The organism is Sphingobium sp. IP1, from assembly GCF_002708645.1.
In the GTDB taxonomy this organism is placed as follows: Bacteria; Pseudomonadota; Alphaproteobacteria; order Sphingomonadales; family Sphingomonadaceae; genus Sphingobium; species Sphingobium yanoikuyae.
In genome coordinates, this window is the sequence record NZ_NOIW01000120.1 from 1 (window position 1) to 14779 (window position 14779).

The 14779-nt window shown below is 63.9% G+C and carries 16 protein-coding genes; 1 reads left to right on the forward strand and 15 read right to left on the reverse strand.

What is annotated here, in order from left to right; genetic code table 11:
- Window positions 1-360: DUF4143 domain-containing protein (locus tag CG471_RS25455; protein WP_143560275.1), on the forward strand; the 360-nt coding region annotated here is incomplete at its 5' end.
- Window positions 361-374: 14 nt separating this feature from the next.
- Here CG471_RS25455 and CG471_RS25460 read toward each other — a convergent pair.
- The 15 genes from CG471_RS25460 to CG471_RS25530 form a co-directional block, all read right to left on the reverse strand.
- A complete protein-coding gene (locus CG471_RS25460; protein WP_218964285.1) occupies window positions 375-941 on the reverse strand; it encodes a hypothetical protein in 567 nt (188 codons plus the stop codon).
- An 11-nt stretch (window positions 942-952) separates the two neighbouring features.
- The gene (locus CG471_RS25465) at window positions 953-1807 is read right to left on the reverse strand and encodes a conjugal transfer protein TraF (protein ID WP_099234179.1); all 855 of its coding nucleotides are present in this window, start codon (window positions 1805-1807) and stop codon (window positions 953-955) included.
- Window positions 1804-2403 carry a S26 family signal peptidase gene (locus CG471_RS25470; protein WP_099234180.1) on the reverse strand — a complete coding sequence of 200 codons (600 nt, stop codon included), beginning with the start codon at window positions 2401-2403 and terminating at the stop codon, window positions 1804-1806. Before CG471_RS25470 ends, CG471_RS25465 begins: the two co-directional genes overlap by 4 nt.
- Window positions 2375-2911, reverse strand: a complete 537-nt coding sequence (locus CG471_RS25475) for a type-F conjugative transfer system pilin assembly protein TrbC (protein ID WP_306552790.1) — start codon at window positions 2909-2911, stop codon at window positions 2375-2377. Before CG471_RS25475 ends, CG471_RS25470 begins: the two co-directional genes overlap by 29 nt.
- A 298-nt stretch (window positions 2912-3209) precedes the next feature.
- On the reverse strand, window positions 3210-4298 hold the full coding sequence (traN, locus tag CG471_RS25480) for a conjugal transfer protein TraN (protein ID WP_099234182.1): 1089 nt from the start codon (window positions 4296-4298) through the stop codon (window positions 3210-3212).
- Window positions 4295-5995 carry a hypothetical protein gene (locus CG471_RS25485; RefSeq protein WP_306552791.1) on the reverse strand — a complete coding sequence of 567 codons (1701 nt, stop codon included), beginning with the start codon at window positions 5993-5995 and terminating at the stop codon, window positions 4295-4297. The genes traN and CG471_RS25485 overlap by 4 nt, the downstream gene beginning before the upstream one ends.
- A gap of 601 nt (window positions 5996-6596) precedes the next feature.
- Complete coding sequence (locus CG471_RS25490) at window positions 6597-7610, reverse strand: TraU family protein (protein ID WP_099234184.1); 1014 nt, start codon at window positions 7608-7610, stop codon at window positions 6597-6599.
- Window positions 7607-8179 (reverse strand): conjugal transfer protein TraW, encoded by a 573-nt coding sequence (locus CG471_RS25495; protein ID WP_099234190.1) that lies wholly within the window; start codon window positions 8177-8179, stop codon window positions 7607-7609. The genes CG471_RS25490 and CG471_RS25495 overlap by 4 nt, the downstream gene beginning before the upstream one ends.
- A 46-nt stretch (window positions 8180-8225) precedes the next feature.
- A complete protein-coding gene (locus tag CG471_RS25500; protein WP_099234185.1) occupies window positions 8226-8465 on the reverse strand; it encodes a hypothetical protein in 240 nt (79 codons plus the stop codon).
- Complete coding sequence (locus tag CG471_RS25505) at window positions 8462-8809, reverse strand: hypothetical protein (protein ID WP_306552792.1); 348 nt, start codon at window positions 8807-8809, stop codon at window positions 8462-8464. The genes CG471_RS25500 and CG471_RS25505 overlap by 4 nt, the downstream gene beginning before the upstream one ends.
- Complete coding sequence (locus CG471_RS25510) at window positions 8806-11334, reverse strand: TraC family protein (RefSeq protein WP_099234186.1); 2529 nt, start codon at window positions 11332-11334, stop codon at window positions 8806-8808. The genes CG471_RS25505 and CG471_RS25510 overlap by 4 nt, the downstream gene beginning before the upstream one ends.
- On the reverse strand, window positions 11331-11951 hold the full coding sequence (locus CG471_RS25515) for a TraV family lipoprotein (protein WP_099234187.1): 621 nt from the start codon (window positions 11949-11951) through the stop codon (window positions 11331-11333). Before CG471_RS25515 ends, CG471_RS25510 begins: the two co-directional genes overlap by 4 nt.
- Window positions 11952-11984: 33 nt before the next feature.
- The gene (locus CG471_RS25520) at window positions 11985-13334 is read right to left on the reverse strand and encodes a TraB/VirB10 family protein (protein WP_373562077.1); all 1350 of its coding nucleotides are present in this window, start codon (window positions 13332-13334) and stop codon (window positions 11985-11987) included.
- On the reverse strand, window positions 13331-14110 hold the full coding sequence (locus tag CG471_RS25525; protein ID WP_180275800.1) for a type-F conjugative transfer system secretin TraK: 780 nt from the start codon (window positions 14108-14110) through the stop codon (window positions 13331-13333). The genes CG471_RS25520 and CG471_RS25525 overlap by 4 nt, the downstream gene beginning before the upstream one ends.
- Window positions 14094-14729, reverse strand: a complete 636-nt coding sequence (locus CG471_RS25530) for a TraE/TraK family type IV conjugative transfer system protein (protein ID WP_099234188.1) — start codon at window positions 14727-14729, stop codon at window positions 14094-14096. Before CG471_RS25530 ends, CG471_RS25525 begins: the two co-directional genes overlap by 17 nt.
- Window positions 14730-14779: the final 50 nt, after the last annotated feature.

The following is a 14779-nucleotide window of genomic DNA, read 5'->3' on the forward strand; positions in this document are numbered from 1 at the left end:
GGCCATGAAGAGGCGCTGCTTGGCCATCCTGTGGCGGGCGGGAGCTGGGAGGGCTTTGTCATAGAAAGCCTGATCGCAGCCGCGCCCGATGGAAGCGCCGCCAACTTCTATCGAACAGCAGCGGGCGCTGAAATTGATCTGGTAATGACGATGCCAGGCGGAGCAATCTGGGTTTATGAAATCAAGCGCAGCCTCTCGCCCAAGCTGGAACGAGGCTTTCACCATGCTTGCGAAGACCTGAAGCCGGCTCGCCGCACAGTGATTTATGCCGGTACCGAAGCTTATCCTTTGTCTCAGGACATCATGGTCATGTCGTTGCGAGAAGCCGCGCAGATATTGCGGGGCGCCGCGCAAAGCTAGGATGGCGGGTGTGATCATTGTTCGTGCAGTCTGGCGCGCTGCGGCCATGACACGATCCCGGTGAATTTCGACATGGCGCGAACGGCGACGCCCACGCGCACGCCCGTCTGCATTTTCGCCGCAAGATAAAGATTGCGGCTGATGTTGACCGCATGGTCCGTGCCAATGGCCACGGGTATGATGCGATTGGGGTCGGCCAGGGGCCGGACCCATGCAACCGGGTGGCCGATCCAGGGGAGGCCAAGTCGGCCTGAACGGATTATCGCTTCCTGGGTCGTGATGGTCCGGATGGACCAACCATAGCGGGCCTTCATCGCCCTAAGCTTGGTCCACAGATCGCCGCAAGGGAGGCAGCCGGGCGCCGTGCTCATTTCGATCACATAGGCCGAACCCTGGCCTCGCAGGGTCGCCTCAAAGTCGGGCGGATAGACGCTGGTGTGCGGAACGCGATCGAGCCAGCTTTTCATCTCCAGCTCGGTGCTGACCGGATGGACCGCGCCGCGCGCGGCTTCTGCTCGGTTCGGGGGTGCCGCGATACTCATTGTGGTAGCGCCCGCCGTCACCGCAACCGCGAAGAACATGTCCGCCGATCTCACGGCTGGGCGCCCTGGCTGACGGCCGGGTCACTGGCCGCAACCGGACCATTGGCGAGCGCGTCGAAGAAGCCATTCTCTTCGCCCGCGCCGGTTAGAAATTGCTCGGGACGAATGTCGCCGGAGAGCAGTTTTACGGCTTGATAGGCGGTCTGGATGATGTTGGGATAGGCCTCCACGCCATTGGCGATCACCATGCGCTGGGACGAGCCGCGGCGGATCACCATGGTCGTGGGCGTGACCTCGACGCCAAAGCGGCTGGACAGCTCAGGTTTGCGATCAAGATCCTGGCTGCTGACCTGCCAGCCCATCTCCTCCTGGAAGCGCTGGAGGATAGGCCATTGGACGCGGCAATAGCCACAGCTCGCCCGTGAGAACATGATGAGCGCAAACTCGCCCCCCTTGGATCGGAGATAGGCGCGGCGGGTGGCGTCTTTCTGCGCGCCCATGGCGTCGCGCGCGTCGCCCACCACCGGATAGGCGGAGCGGGCGCTCAGTTCCGGGTGGGTGAGCATGGCTAGTTGGGTCACGCCGGCAAAGGCGCGGGCCTTGCGCCTGGCGAAATCCTGCAGCCGCCAGAAATCGGCGACGGCATCGACGCTCAGCACCGTGGCGGCATAGTCGCGCTGCTGCGTGATGAGCTTGGCGATCCGGGGCGGACTCCATCTGGCGAGCTCGGTCATCGGCGGGATGACGGGCGCCGGAGGCAACTGGTCCGCGTCCGCTTCGCCCGGTTCCGCGGCTTTGGGGGCATACCACCAATAGCCGAGCTTGGGGCCGCTGTCGGGTTGCGCGTCGGCCGATGACGCAGCGACCGCCAGCGCGATCGCCGCAGCGGCCAGGCTCCGCCTCACAGCACCCGCTCCATGCGGGTCAGACGTTCAATCCGCACCGGGCCAAAATAGCGGCTGTCAAATCCCTCGGGATGATCGGAGCCCACATAGACGAAGCCTGCAGGAATGTTCCGATCGCCCCAGCGCAGATGATCGAGACGCTGGCCGTTGCGGCCCGTGGGGCGGCTGATGCCGAGCAGGCGATCGCCACAATAATAGCGGCTGCTCGTTACCTTGCCATCGAAGACCGAATGGCGCTCGATCTCGCGCAGGCGCTCGCCCGGCATGCACATCGCCCGCTTGGTAACGCTGACGGGGCGGGGGCCGGCGATCGGATGGGACAGCGCAAACATGACAAGGTCACCCTTGTGGATTGCCCCCGGCGCCGCGCGCACTGCCCAGGCGTCGATCGACGGGCTCATGACGATGGTGACAGCAGGGATTGCCTGCCAGGTGATCGTCGCCAGCGGCACAGTGATACAAAACGCGAGCCAGAAGCGTCTTGGGCGCGCCGCCTGATCGCCGACCGCACCGCCCAGCGCCAGCGCGGCCTCGCGCGGGAGGGACTTCAATCTGCGGCATAGCCTGTTAGCGGCCAGCCAGACGAGCCGAAGCATCGCGCACCTCCTCCTTGCCGCCGAGACGGGCATATTCATCGAGCAGGCCTGAAAGCGCTGCATCGCCAAGCACGAGATGGGTGGCACGGGGTGCGGTCTCGTCTTCCCGCTCGCAATAGGGTTGGATGGGGTCGCCGGGCAGCATGGCGAGGGCGGGCACTCGGGCGATGCCATGCTGGCGGAAGAGGATCGGATCGATCACCACCTGGACGTTCCGCATCGTGCAGGCCGGGCCTTCGCAGCCAGGATCGATGCGCAGCATCCGTGCCGTCAGCTCGGCCATCGGGCCAATCTTGGTGAGGCCACCGGGAACTCCGCGAAAGGCGATGACCCCGCCGACCTGTGCGAGCTGCCGGGCGTAGGTGCGCAACGTCTCGATCGGCATGGACGAGGAGGCGAACAGCAGCGGCACCCAGGTCTTGGGAGGGTTATTCGAAGTGGCGGGTGCTGGCGCAGGAGCGCCATCGGGCGGTGCCAGGCCGAGCGCCTGATGAAGCCGGGCACGCATGGCCTGTTGCTCCGTCGCGAGGGCATTGGTTGCCTGGATTTGCGCTGCGCGTGCCTGCGCCTCCATCCGCGGATCGACCCGCCGTTTGCCCATAGCCTCGAAGGCACGTCGTTTGAGAGCCGGAGAGGGGGCAGGGAGCGTGTCAGGCCCGGCGTGCGCCGCTGGAGTAGCGCTGGCCTTAGCTTCGCGAAGCTGTTCCATGGCCGACGTCCCTTCGTCTGCCGGTTGGGCCTCCCGTGCCTGCCCTGGCGCTGCGCCCATAAGCGCGAACGCAAGCATGAGCGGGGCCATATGGCAGTCAGGGATTGACGGTGCGCAGATAGGCATCGACCTTCTCCTCCATATCTTGTCGGATGTCGGACTGGGCGCGCGCCTCGATCTCCGCATAATATTGCGAGAGATCCATTCGGCTGAAATCGAGCGCCTGGAATTCTTCCGCGGTAAAGCCCCGACAATAGGGCTGCTTTGGTGTGCCCCAGCCCATGGCGTTGAAGGCGCTGAGCTGGGGGCGGCCCTGTTCCTGGATGATGCGGCCAAGCTTGGTGTTGAAGCAGCAGTGACCGCGCGCCTTCTGGATGCAGATGCCAAGGATCGAGGAGGAACAATAGGTGCCGACCTCGTGGCACATGCCCGAACCGCGCAGCATGCCCGTCTCCATATCCTGCTGGTCACAGCCCTGGAGCAGCACCTCCATCATGAAATTGATCGCCAGGCTGATCGCGATCGAAGTTGGATCAAGACCGACGATGATGGCGTTGGCGCCGACACTGGCGGCCTGTCCCGCGCTCGCACCTGCCCTGAAGGCGAGGTAGGCGGCCTTGGCGCCGGTGAACACGCCCTTGGCGATCGCAATCTTGGTGGTGATGGAGCTGATAGAACCGCCCATCCCATCCTTGACGATCTTGTCCCGGTCCTTGCAGCAATTCTGAAAGGTGACGCTGGCGCCTGGCGGACGGCAGCGCAGCGCCCGGCCGCCGAATATCTCGATCGTGCCAAGACAATTGCCGTCGGCGTCGACCGGGCCGTCATTGTCCGGACCTGTATCGTCGACCAGAAGCTCATCCCCGACCGGATTGAGCGCGGTGTCGATGCAGGCGACCGGCGAGCAGGTCGGCGTTCCGCCCGCCGCTGGCACCAGGCATTGATGATCGGCCCCCAGCGGGCAGCTATAGGCGCCGGCCGCGTCGGCTACGCAAGCCGTCTGCTGGATCGGACACTGCGTGGCGCCGCCGGCCATGGTGACGCAGCTCGCCATCTCGCCTTCGTCAGCCGCATCGCCATTGCCGTTCAAATCAGCCGCGCAGAGCTGGGCTGCCCATGCTGCTCCTGGGACGGTGATTGCCATGAGCGCGGCGCTCAACAGCGTGAAGATGATCCGCTGTTTCATGGTGTCCCCGCTGTGCAGGCAAGGTCGGATCCAGCGAGGCGCACAGTCTGCATCATGACGGCGGCTTCTGGAAAATCGTCGAGGCAGCCGCAGGCCGACACCAGCTCTTCGCCTTCTCCCAGCGGGCAGGTCCCATCGACGCCGCAGCTATGATAGAAGCTGTTCCAGCCTGACGGATCAATCTGCTGGCTGCCGACCACGCCGGAAACCGCGACGTCGCTGTTGGCCTTTGGCGCACGTGTTCTGCAGATCGGCTCGCAGGCTGGAACCGTCGGACGGTCGGGCAGTGAAAATGCCCGCGTCGAAGTCGAGATCGTCCCGTCGCTCGAGAGGGTGCGATCGGCTAGCAGCGTCTGGGTTGATCGGTCGATGATATAGGCGCCGCGTGTGAGGTCTGGCTGAGCGAGCGCTGCACTGTCCGTGACGCAGCTATAGCGTCGGGCGCGCTCGAAAAAGTCGCGGGTGAACTGGTATGTGCATTGACCAGCACCAAAGAGACGGGTTTGTGCCAGGGGTCTCAGCCCAGTGTTGACGCCGTTCCTGAAGGTCTCGACGCCATCGACCTCTTCGGCAAGGAGCCTGCAGTCCTTATCCTGCGCATAAGAGGTGCACAGATCGACAAGCTGCTCTTCTACGCGGCAGCTGCCATCAATTTCGGCCTCGATCTCGGCAAGCGCGCCGCCTTCATCGGCTACAGCTACGCGCATGCGGACCTGGTGGGCGCCAGGGGTCATGAAGGGCATGAGATCGGTCCCGGGTGTGCGGGTAAAAATGCGGCCTTGCTCGCAATTTCCTGGCGGCGATCCTGATCCGGTCCATGCGTTGGGACCCGACGCTATAAGCGTGCCGTCAACATAGATCTGCGCCCAGTCATCGGCATAATAGCGCGCAAGGCGCACGGAGCGCAGACGATCACCATCGCCCACCTGCAAGCTCATCTGGAACTCGAAGATCGTGCAGCGGCCACCTGAAAGGCTCTTCTCTCCCGGAGAGCCCAGCGTAAATCGCGCTACGGTCGGACTGACGGTTACGGTCGATCGTCCGCCGGTCCGCGATATGATCGCGTCAAATATAGGATCTGAGACATTGACCTGCCGTGTGATGGTGCAGGCGCGGGTTTCCTGCGCCTTGCCGGATCCAGCGGCCGAGCCGGCAAGGGCTTCAAATATGCTGCTGGATTGTGCTGCGCTGCTGGCATCGCCTGCAAGCGCGGCCGGATTTGCGACATAGGCTGTCGCTGAAACAGCAGGTGCGTTGGTACAGGCGGTCGTCTGGGCACCGACATAACGGATGACAGGGCCCTCGATACTGGCCTGCGCTACCCCGATCCTGGGATCAGCTGTGGTGAGCGCGCCGATGATGCCGCCGCCCAGATCCTTGAGGACAGAATTGAGGTTGCCGAGCACAAGATTGTTCCCGCAGCTCGCATTGACGCAATAGCAGGCGGAAAGGTCGCTTAGCGGCACCTGGGTCAGCTTCAACGCACCTGCACCTGCTGACGCTACGTCCCATTTGAGGGGGCTGCAGTTGTTCCAGCTGCCAGGGTCGCAGGAGACGATGCCGTTCGCGCATATGCCTGAGACCGGAACAGGAAGGGTCAGATTCTGATCGAAGCTGCCGTCGAGATCGCTGTCTCGCGAAATGCTCATATGGGTGATGTCCCCGGTCGTGCCGGGCTGGACCAGCAGCTCCAGCATTGTCGCGCTTTTCTGGCAGGCAAGATTGGTGGTGAAGGTCTGGCTGCTGTCGATGGTGCTGATCGTCTCGCCCGCGAGGCCGGGATTGACGTAATTGCTGGTGATCGCGTCGCTATCGCTTGATTTCGACCGTGAAGCAGCCGCTGCGGCACGCGCCCGGGCCTCCATATCCTGCGCCAGGCCGCTTTGCGGGGCGAGCGCAACGCTGCCCATGAGGATGATGAGGATCACTCTCGTCATCGGGAACCTCCGGGCAGGCCGGGATCTGAGGCAGGGGCCAGACGAAAGGCCTGCCCGCTGGCTTTCATACGAAAGCAGGCATGGCCAGCGAAGGTGGTCAGCACGGCCGATATCGGATCAGGGGCCAGAGAGGGGGGACACCCAATCCGAGCAGGGGGTTCACCGACCGTGCTGACCTTCCCCTCGCTTGGGTCCGATCTGGCGGTCATCGGGCGCGCGAGGGGAATGGGGGTTGGAGCGACGCTGTGGGGAGACGGCGTCGCTCCGCCCTCGCCGCGATCGAACGGGCCGGTATGGCCTAGGCGGGCAGACCATCCGGAATGTCCGTTGATCGCTACGGGGGATAGGGGAGGCATCTGGCTCACGGGGTGGACACTCCCGCACAGCAGATGACCTTCTCAAAGGACATGAACTGGGCATTGTCCTTGCCGGGGGCATGTTTGCCGCTCGACCAGAGCGCGCCGGGACGCCCGATATTGACACATTTGCCGCCCTTGACCGGCTCCATGATCTGGAGCTTGTAGCGGCTCTTGGTCCAGATCGGCTGGGCCTTGAAGGAGCAGCCGTCAGCTGAGCTGATGGTAAGCGCGCCAAGGCGTCCCATCAGATAAGTGCCGCGCGCGGCAAGCCCCGCCCAGGCCTCGACGCTGTCGCCAAAATGGATGTCGCCCGCGATCGGGTAGGTGGCGCCCCAGCTACCCATGCACCAGAAAAGCGGATCGAGCACCTTGCCGGCGGCCGCCGCGGCACTGTCCGCCATGCAGGCAAGACCCGCTGCGGGATTGCCGAAGAGAATGCCCTCGGGCTGGATGATGGCGCCCAGCGTGCCGGACTGCCAGGTGGGCAGCACTTCGGTGATCATCGCCACATCGAACCCATTGTCTTCGATGCAGGGCAGGTCGGTGAACATGTCGAGCATCTTCCAGACCGGCGAGATATAATAATGCATTTGCGCGAACATCTTCTGGCTGTTGGTACCGTCGGCGATTCCACTCTGGCTCCCTTGGAGTTTGCCGCCGGTCGGCAGGAGATCGGCGCCCAGCGCCATCATGCAGCCGGGCTCGGTCACGACATCGATCATGCGGTTGGGCGACCAGAAGCTCACCTTCACGCCGAACCAGAAGGTGGCGCCCTTGCGACAGGCGCATAGCGGTTTGGAGGCCGACTGGGCGTCGAGTTCCTTGGACAGGCTGTCGAAGCTTCCGACCCGGACGCCGCCGATCGTGATGGGAAAGATGCAGTTCCAGCGCACCTTGGTCAGCGGATTGAAGATGGTTCCGGCCTCGCATTTGGACGCCTGGGCCGGTGTGCCGGCAGAGCCGAGGACGAGCGCAAAGGATAGGGCGGCGGCGCGGAGAAGGTTTGTGCGGTTCATGGCCGGGCGCTCCGATCTGCGGGACGCTCAGGCGCATATTCGCGAAGGACGAGCTTCTTTCCCTCCTGCGCGACGATGACCGGCGCGACGGTGAGGCCGAGCCTCTCTTTCACGCGCTCCTCCAGTATGAAGAGCGGGCGGCCGGTGCGCTCGGAGAGATCCAGCGCATCGCCAGCGGTTAATAGTATGAAATCGGTAAAGCGCGCTGCCTTGAGCGCCCAGGCGAGATCGCGCGGATGAACAATGACGAGGCGCTGGGGGAGCGAGACATAGTCCAGCGGATTGAAGGTAAAGCCCTTAGGGTAAAGAATGCGGCCGTCAGGCAGACGGATATCTTCATCGACCGTGTAAAAGGGAATGATGGTCCGCGTTCGATCGGCAGGCGTCGTTCCAAGCGACGCAGCCTTGAGCGCCGACCAGTTGGCGCGCGGGCCAAACTTCGCGGCCATGTCAGGCGCATTGGCGACCCGTGCTTCGATCTCGCTCATCGCGTCGGACTCAGCGATCGGCCAGGTGAGGCCAATGGTCGAGGTCGCGCCCTGCGCCGGATGGCAGGCGAGGCCCAGCATGAGGGCACCGAGAAGCGCGTGGCGCGCACGATCCGGGAAGCGGGCTTCAGAGGTCATGGCGCTTCGCCCACCATGGTCTGCCCTCGTCCTGCCGCTCGCCGCGTACGGCAACGATCAGCGCTGCGAGGCCGAGCACGCCCGTCACGCAGAGGAACAGGCGAAGAGATGTCGGCAGCGGATCCGATGCCTGGAGCACCAGCACCGTCTGGATCAGCAAGAGAAGATGTGTGCCGACGAGCAGGCGGATCGGACCATGGGCGGGTGAGGAGGAGAGGATGCCGCTCATTGGCCGCGCCGCCAGCGGGTGAAATGATCAAGCCCACGATCGAAAGCGCCGGTAAGGCCGATGAGCAGCATGCCGCTCGCAAAGCAGCCGGCCGACACCATGATCGCGGCGCGCAGGACCATCGCTGCGGGCTGGTGCAGGGCGAGCCCGGCGCAGAGGATAAGCGCCCCCATCATCAGCGTCTCGATCGTCACGAGCCGGAAGCGCCAGAACAGCGCTTGATGCTGGGCAAGGCTCGAGGCCCGCGCCTCGATAAGGGCTTCGATCGTCGGATCAAGGTCGAGGTCCAGCTGCGTGCCCGCAGGTCTGGCGTGCGGGGGCGAGGCGGGAGAATTTCGCATCATGAGAGCTCCTGCGACGGGTGGGATCTTTGCGAACCGAGTAATTCCGCAGGATCGACGCGGGCGAGATCGCAAACCGCTTCGAGCGGCGAGAGGCCGGCGCGCAGGCGCGCTTCGAAGGCTGCCACTTCCTGCGGCGCCGAGGTGTTGATCCAGTAGGAGAAAGGATCGACTACGAGGCGAGCAATGCCGAGGCCAAGCGGCGAGTCGATAAAGACCTCGGAATAATGCGGCTTGTTGTTCCGGACCGACTTCAGGAGATCGAGGACGAAGCCTGAATAATCGAGGATCTTGTTCTCGACCGCGCGTTCATAGGTCGAGCCCTGGAGAAGGAAGCGGGTGGCGGCATTTTCAAGGATCACCTGCCCCGTACCGCCGAACAGCAGCAGATCGTTCATCGACTGGAGGACGACCCCGAAGCTCCCCTGATATTTGCGCGCGCGCCTGTAGCCTTGGCCGAACACCTCGGCGAGACGGGAGAGATCCTGACCGTCGGTCCGGGTCATGAACTGGGCGGCTTCATCGCACAGGACAAAGCGCGGCCGGTCCCGGGCGGAGAGGTAGAGTTCCTGGCTCACGGCATTTACGACCACCATGACGATGACGTTGAAGAGGTCCGGCATGGCCTTCAAACGTTCGAGTTCGAGCACGACGAATTCGTCGGCGGAGATGTCGAAGGTCGAGGGCCCGTTGAAGAAATGGCCGTAGGCGCCCGAACTGCCGAAATCGCGCAGGTTGAAGGCGAGTTCGCGCGCAACGAGGACGAGATGGTCGACTTTGTCGAGATCGCTTATGGCATCTGCTGGATAGGCGCCGAGCCAGTCCCGTACTGCGTCGATGCCGGATTCCGCGCGCCCGCTGTCGATCGTCCACTGGACGGCGGATTTGAGCAGATTCCATTGCGACGTCGTGACGCCCTTGCGGGTCGCGGCATTGGCCATTTCCGCGACGATCGCGACCGCCATGGAGATGGCGGACTGGCGATCATCGCCATCGAGCGCAAAGCCCATGTCGAAGGGGTTGAGGACTAGCGCCTCCTCTCCAATGTCGATGTAGCGGCCCGAGCAGAGCGTGCAGAGCTTTCGGTAGCTGCCGCCGATATCGATGATGCGGATGAGCGCGCCCTGGGCGAAATATTGCAGGCAAAGATGGTTGAGGAGGAAGCTCTTGCCCGCGCCGCTCTCGGCCGAGACGATGAAATTATAATTATTGATGCCCGGGTCGAAGAGATCGAGCGTGATGAGCTGGCCCTTGCGCCCGACATAGAGAAGGGCAGGGCGTCCGCCGCCACGAAAGTCGGTCTGGACCGGCGCCAGCAATGCGGCCGCCTTGGCCGGCATCGGAAGATCGCGCTCCAGCATGCGCAACGTTCGGCGCTCAGGGTAGAAGCCGAAGGGAAGGCTCATCGGCAGCAGGATGGGATTAAGGTAACTCTCCTCCTGCATCATCCAGGGCAGCGGTTCGCTCTCCCAAAGGCGCTTGGCGCGCGCGGCCATTTCGCGGGCCTGTGCGCTGTCGCGGCCGAAGACCCACACGGTGGGGATGACCGAGACGAAGCGGCTATTGCCCGCTTCATCGAGCACCCAGCCAATTTCCTCGATCTGCTTTCCGACCTCGACGGCAAAGCTGCCGGCTGCCTTTTGCGCGGAAAGGATTTGCGCGCGCTTGTGGATTTCGAAGGCCGAATGATCGAACAGGATGTTGAGCGTATAGAGGAATGGGCCGCCAATCTGGTCGCTATCCTCCGCCGCGCCGCGCATGCCACCCAGAAGACGATTGCAGCGCTCCGCCGTCACTCGGCGCGCGGGCGATTTAGGTGTCAGGCAGCGAGCCACCTGATTGCCGAAATAAAGCTCCGGGCCATCGAAGAGTAGGTCCGGGCCTGCATCGATGATCTGCTTGCGGACCGGGCGCGCGGGGTGGTCAGCACTGCCTGTGGCGAAGACGCCGGGCGCGGGATCGAAGGCGCCGTTGAAGATGCGGCGATAGAAGCTCACCAGCGCTTCGGGCGCCATGCGCATAATACCTAGTTTGGAGAGCTGCTCCTCGATCTGGCGGCGCAGGTCCGCGCCCAGCGGCTTGCGCGATTTGATTGCGAGCAGCACGCGGAAGTTGCGAATGGGGATGCCGTGGAGGGCGGAAAGTCCTTCGGTGCCATCGCGCAGATATTGTGCCGTGCGCCGGGCTGACGCCTGGACGAGCGGATCGGACCGGGATTTAAGATCGAGATAGGCATCGAGTGCCTGGTCGATCAGCGGATCGGCAAAGCAGTGGAGCTGGACCACGGTGCCGGTGCCGAACTGGATGTTGAGAAGGCCGAGCAACGCCTGATGGACATGGGCAAAGAGATAGGCCGACGGCACCAACTCCCAGGCCTGTCCCCAGCCATCATCGATCGTGAGGAAGGCTCCCTCCTCCTCGACCCAGCTCACCATGGGCAAGAAGTCTGAATAAGCGTCGCGCGAGACGCTTTGCCGTAGACGCTTAATGGTCATGCCGCCGCCATGGCGCGTTCCAAGCCCCCTCATTGATCCTGCTCCTGGGCCTGATCCTGTGGCGGCGCCGGAATATCGCTATCGGGGTGCGTGGGCTTCGCCCTGGTCTGCTCGAGGATGGGAGCCCGCGCGGCGGGCTCGGTCGGATTGACGAGATAATCGCCGACCACCCACTGCGGCTTGTCGAGGATCGAATAGACGTAGCGCGGCATGTAAAGCCGGTCGGGGCGGTCGCGATCGGCATAAGGCAGGATCAGCGTGCGGACCGTTCGGCCGGGCCTAAGCATCGGCGTGACCGGCGCCTCGACCAGGCCCTGAAGTTCGCGATAGATGCTGCTGCGGTAGCTAACATAGCCATCCACGGTGGCATTGCGGCTGCTCCTTTGCGCACCGGTGCGCCCGGGAGTTTCGGCGGCCTGGCTGCCGTTCGTGACCTTGGGATCGGATTTCGATGCCCGGCCTGCTACCGCATCAGCGTAAGCCTTGTCGGGATGGATGCACTGGCCGTGATCGCTGTTCTTGCAGCTGAACTTTTCAGGATAAGGCGACATGGCCGAGCCAAGCGTGGTGCAGCCGGGCAAGATGCCAAGAAGGAGAAGCAGAGCGGCGCCGGAAAGTCGTGTCGTCACGCAAGAGTGCTGGTTTGGCATGGGATTGTCTCCCTAAAAGTTGGCAAGCGGGCATCAGAATTTGGTGGCCGTGGTGGGTTTGATTTCCAGAGCCAGGCCCTCCTGGATCACGACCACCACATCCTTGGCAGCGCCGACCTCGACGATGGGGCCGGCCTGGCGCGCGAGATCGAGATAGAAGTCGGTGAGCTTGTCGGAGGATTTGGACAGGCCGCCGGCGACACCGGTCTTGAGTGCATCGCCCGCGTCAAGGGACCGGACGGTGCCGAGCGCTGAGGTCGAGGTGTTGCCGAACGTGTTCTCGACACTCTGGCTGACCCCGGCGATGGTGCCGGCAATGAAGCTGCGGGCGAGCGCAGCGCCGGCGCGGGTGACGACCTTGCCCGACAGTCCCTTCTTGCCATCGCTATCGACAAAGAAGCCCTTAATTGGCTGGTCGATGACTGAGCGCTCGTCAAAGTCCACGCAGGAGAGCGAGATGAGCTGGACCTCGACCCGCTCCTTGGCGAGGCTCCCCGTCGCGTTGCCGATGACAAAACAACCGGCCAAATTGGCCTTCACGTCATTGGGCAGCACGGCGGGCGCCTGGACGCGGGCGATCAGGGGCTCCGGATTGCTCGTCGCGTCCCGGCTGGCGAGCGCGTCGATCCCGGTCAAAAGGCGCGCCTTCATGAAACCAGGCGGCAAATAGATCGTCCTGGTCTTTTTTTTAGCGCCATTTGGAGCAGCCGATCCTTCCGCGACGATTGCGCTCGTCGCGGCGCCGATCGCGCCCACCTGGCGCTCGACCGGCGGCGCAGGCGGAGCGGCCGGCGCGCTCGGCATCGGTGGCGCAGGCAGGCTGCCGTCGGCACGTTCAAGTTCGCTTAGCGTGGGGCTAGGCGGAAAAGCCGGGATATCGCCCGGCATGGCGTTGGGGAGGTCGCCGTCAGCTGCGTCGCCTGGCATCGATCCTCCGGTTCCTATCCGGCCCTCCTCGATCGCCGTGACCCGGTCGCCGAGCAGGTTCTGCCCATCGAGGATTTTCTTGAGATCGCCGCGCACCTTCGTTTCAAGGCTGTCGCCGCGTAGACCAGCGCCCATGTCGAGCTTGGATGCCGTTTGCGGCTGGGGCGTGGTATCCTCTGCGCTGTGGGATGCGGAATAAAGACCATAGCCAAACAGGGCGACCAGCACGGCGACGGCGGCCTGGCGTGCGCGCAATTGCTGATAGGGGCTGAGCGCTGCCCAGCGCGCTTTCAGATCGAGAAGGGCCGGGCCGCGCAGCTGGAGGACGCTGTTGTCCCTTTCGGTGGTGGCCGAGGATGGCCGGGCCGGCCGCGAGTGGCCCCTGGCGCCGCTGCCCTGCGCGGGCGAACCGGGCGCGTCCGGGCTTTGGGGCATATCCTGTCGCTCATCGCTCATAGCCCGTCTCCCCGACGCAAGATGATGAGCCGGGCGGTCTCCCCGGTACGCAGCGACAGCCGGTCGAGCGTCGCGCTGAAGATCCGGGCGCCGAGCGCTGCATCAAGGAAGATGCGCTCGTCGACCTCCATGTCGCTTGTGGCTTCGACCCGATATTCCGATGCGTTGACGCCTGCGCCCTCGATGGTGACGCGGCGCCGTTCGGTGATGCGGAGCGTGGGCGCGGCGGGGAGGGTGATTTGTCGGCTGGCGGTTGCTACCTCAGAAAAGCTCGCCGGCACCCGATCCTGCAAAAGGGATAGGGTGATCGAAACGGCGCGATCTTCCTCGGCGAGCGGGGCGAGCAGATCCTCATTGGCGCGGGCGCGCTGCCGGGGACCGGGGACCAGCGTGATCGTCTGGGCCGGGATCTCGGAGGGCTCGGCGTATAGCGGGTAGATGGCCCCGTTGCAGGTGACGAACAACTCAGACGGCGTCGTCACATAGCTGCGCGTGATCTGGCCGCCATCGTCGCTTTCGCGGACGAGGAATTTGACCCAGGCGTCGCCGCCGCCTTTCTCGACCGCGAGCCCCTTCTCGGCGGAGAATTTGACATCCTCGATCTCGCCGCCCTGACAGACGAGATGATTGACGTCCCGGTTCGAGAGCCGGATCATACTGGTCTGATCGGGCAGTGCCTGGATCGATTGCGCGTGTCCCGGCGACGCCATGGCGATGAGAGGCAAAAGGGTCAGGGCGGCGCGAGGCGCGCGCGCTCGGTTACCGAAGTTCGGCATCGAATTTTTCCTCGGTAAGGGACAGGATCCAGAAGCGCCCTGCGTCGATCGTGTATCGGATGCGCAGGTTTCCCCGGAATTTGCGGATGACGCCGCCAATGACGCGTATCTTCTCGACGGGCACGATGATCTGGCGATCGGTCCAGGTCACGGGCTGATCGGGCCGGATATAGGTGGCGATCGAGAGCGTGGGATTGTTGGCGAGCTCATCGAGCAGGGCATTCAGGCTATCCCGTAGGCCATTATAGGCGGTCGGGTGGACGATGCTCAGCAGCTCCTGGAACTGCCGGTCGGCAGAGAGCGCAGAATAGGTGCCCGACAGCGCCACGATGTTGCGCGTCATGGCGCGCAGATAGGCCGAGGAAGGCTTGCCGCCGGTCACATAGAGATCGCCGCTTGCACCGAAGGGAATGACGATCGTGCGCTGGTTCTGGGACGTCGAGTAGAGCGCCATGCCCAGCACGGCGGTTATGCCGAACAGACCGACAATCGAGAATTTGAGCAGCCTGTTCTCTTCGAACAGGTTGGACGATCCCTGGAGATAGCGGTGGATGCCAAAGCTTGCCGGTTTGCCAAGCAGCGGGTCGGCAGCCTCTCGAGGGGGTTTCTGACGGAACATGGGGTGCCCCACTCGCAGAAGCGGGGGCGGGTGGGCCCGGGGTAGTGGGG

Excerpts from the sequence above, each read along its gene's own strand:
- CG471_RS25460 (WP_218964285.1), bottom strand. The coding sequence starts at position 941 with ATGTTCTTCGCGGTTGCGGTGACGGCGGGCGCTACCACAATGAGTATC.
- CG471_RS25470 (WP_099234180.1), bottom strand. The coding sequence starts at position 2,403 with ATGCTTCGGCTCGTCTGGCTGGCCGCTAACAGGCTATGCCGCAGATTG.
- CG471_RS25475 (WP_306552790.1), bottom strand. The coding sequence starts at position 2,911 with ATGCGTGCCCGGCTTCATCAGGCGCTCGGCCTGGCACCGCCCGATGGC.
- traN (WP_099234182.1), bottom strand. The coding sequence starts at position 4,298 with ATGAAACAGCGGATCATCTTCACGCTGTTGAGCGCCGCGCTCATGGCA.
- CG471_RS25485 (WP_306552791.1), bottom strand. The coding sequence starts at position 5,995 with ATGCTGGAGCTGCTGGTCCAGCCCGGCACGACCGGGGACATCACCCAT.
- CG471_RS25490 (WP_099234184.1), bottom strand. The coding sequence starts at position 7,610 with ATGAACCGCACAAACCTTCTCCGCGCCGCCGCCCTATCCTTTGCGCTC.
- CG471_RS25495 (WP_099234190.1), bottom strand. The coding sequence starts at position 8,179 with ATGCTGGGCCTCGCCTGCCATCCGGCGCAGGGCGCGACCTCGACCATT.
- CG471_RS25500 (WP_099234185.1), bottom strand. The coding sequence starts at position 8,465 with ATGAGCGGCATCCTCTCCTCCTCACCCGCCCATGGTCCGATCCGCCTG.
- CG471_RS25505 (WP_306552792.1), bottom strand. The coding sequence starts at position 8,809 with ATGATGCGAAATTCTCCCGCCTCGCCCCCGCACGCCAGACCTGCGGGC.
- CG471_RS25510 (WP_099234186.1), bottom strand. The coding sequence starts at position 11,334 with ATGAGGGGGCTTGGAACGCGCCATGGCGGCGGCATGACCATTAAGCGT.
- CG471_RS25515 (WP_099234187.1), bottom strand. The coding sequence starts at position 11,951 with ATGCCAAACCAGCACTCTTGCGTGACGACACGACTTTCCGGCGCCGCT.
- CG471_RS25520 (WP_373562077.1), bottom strand. The coding sequence starts at position 13,334 with ATGAGCGATGAGCGACAGGATATGCCCCAAAGCCCGGACGCGCCCGGT.
- CG471_RS25525 (WP_180275800.1), bottom strand. The coding sequence starts at position 14,110 with ATGCCGAACTTCGGTAACCGAGCGCGCGCGCCTCGCGCCGCCCTGACC.
- CG471_RS25530 (WP_099234188.1), bottom strand. The coding sequence starts at position 14,729 with ATGTTCCGTCAGAAACCCCCTCGAGAGGCTGCCGACCCGCTGCTTGGC.